Origin of the sequence: Massilia frigida (assembly GCF_011682175.1) — a bacterium.
Classification (GTDB): Bacteria; Pseudomonadota; Gammaproteobacteria; order Burkholderiales; family Burkholderiaceae_D; genus Telluria_A; species Telluria_A frigida.
In genome coordinates, this window is the sequence record NZ_WHJG01000116.1 from 1 (window position 1) to 1,606 (window position 1,606).

Sequence of the window (1,606 nt, forward strand, 5' to 3'; positions counted from 1 at the left end):
GAAACACCCATCCTTACCCCAGTGAACGCTTTTACGTCAGACACCCAAGGTAGGAGCCTTGTGCGGTAGTTCCGCTCGCAGGGATCTGTGCGGGGGGCAGGAGGCGACTCCTGTCCCTACCGCGACCGTTAACCCTTTGCTGTTCAAGTCATACGTTATCCCATTATCCAGCGTATTGAGGCTATTGTTCTGAATATTGACGGCCTCCGACATCGTTCGCGACTGGTTATATCCGGTATTCCGGAATGCATATATGCCGTTGATATCCGGCGCTTCCGAATAATTTCTGGAAGGGAGAATGGGAGCCGGCAACACGCCGGTAATGCTATTGCCTTTGATGTCTGTCCCGTAAGCCAGATTGCCAAATACATAAGGAGTGCCATTGGCTTCGGGTGATAATCTTAATCCAATTCCTGCGACTTTGGACAATGGAGAATAGCCTGTGACAACGTTTCGTTCCAAACGATTGAAATAGCTTATGTAAAAGGTTTTCGCGGGAACATGAACCGCATTGATCAGGATGCCTTCACTATTGATGGAATTGTTCTCCGCCATCACTCCGTCGTAATTATCTCCGTAAAACCAAAAACCTTTCGTATTATTAGTGGAAATATTCTTGTAAAAAACACTTTGGCGCAATGGAAGAAAAACAATAAACTTACTTGTCTCGTCGGGAGCAACTTTCCAATTATCTTTCACGGTAATTTGACTTGACGATTGCATTAGCGCTGTTACTTCATTTAACTGACCCATGCCTTTTCCATCCACAATAAGGACATGCCACTTATCCCACCTGTGGTCTGCATTATCCCAATCTCTGGAATAAACTGGGGCCACTGTCAGGACTTTAGCTGCAACACTTTCTACAGCGCCATACATTTTCGTACCACCGCCGGCGGGTTCTCCCAGGATGACTTCACCGTCATTTTTGCCATCGTCGATACTTCCGAGATTTCGAATATCGTTATTATACAAATACGCTTGAGATTTTACTGTAAAACCACGCATATCCCTATCCTTATGCTGAAGATAATTTGGATGGCCAATGATTTTATTATTGAGTGCAATACTGTAGTTTGCAAATAGATGCACGCCCGAGTTTGAGTACTCAAACGTATTGTCCGAAATATCGAGATACTGATTTACGTAGGAACTCGTCATTGCGGCTTCATCTGTTTTGAAGGTATTCCCTTGAATGACCACATTGCTTTTTGCTACTAAGCTCAGGGCTATTCCGCGTTGCCCAAGTGTCGGCGCGCGGTCGATGAGATAATCGACAGTTACGTCCTTGACGAAGATATGAGTGGCTGTACGGGTATCCGAATACTTCACTTCATCCCCAGTATGCCCAAATTTCAAGGCTATATCCGGGAGATTGGCACCAAGCACATTAATGGTTAAGCGGGCGACTCCGACTTTACCTAACGTTGAACCGTCATCCTTAGTCCTGATAACTGAAGCGCCAGCTGATCCGTCATATATGAGCCAATTGCAAAACGATTTTTCTGAACTGGCCGGCATCACGGGAGCGCGACTTTCCATCGCATTTTCGTGATGCTGGACGAATTCTGGTCGGTTATGGTGGCGGAATCATGGTTAATCTCAT

At 45.8% G+C, this 1,606-nt stretch carries 1 protein-coding gene; it reads right to left on the reverse strand.

Annotated features, from left to right (window positions below):
• Positions 1 to 36: 36 nt before the first annotated feature.
• Complete coding sequence (locus F2P44_RS34190; RefSeq protein ID WP_167094520.1) at positions 37 to 1,542, reverse strand: hypothetical protein; 1,506 nt, start codon at positions 1,540 to 1,542, stop codon at positions 37 to 39.
• Between the last annotated feature and the right edge of the window lie 64 nt (positions 1,543 to 1,606).

Bases quoted from the DNA above. Each gene is read 5' to 3' on its own strand.
- F2P44_RS34190 (WP_167094520.1), bottom strand. From the start codon at position 1,542: ATGGAAAGTCGCGCTCCCGTGATGCCGGCCAGTTCAGAAAAATCGTTT.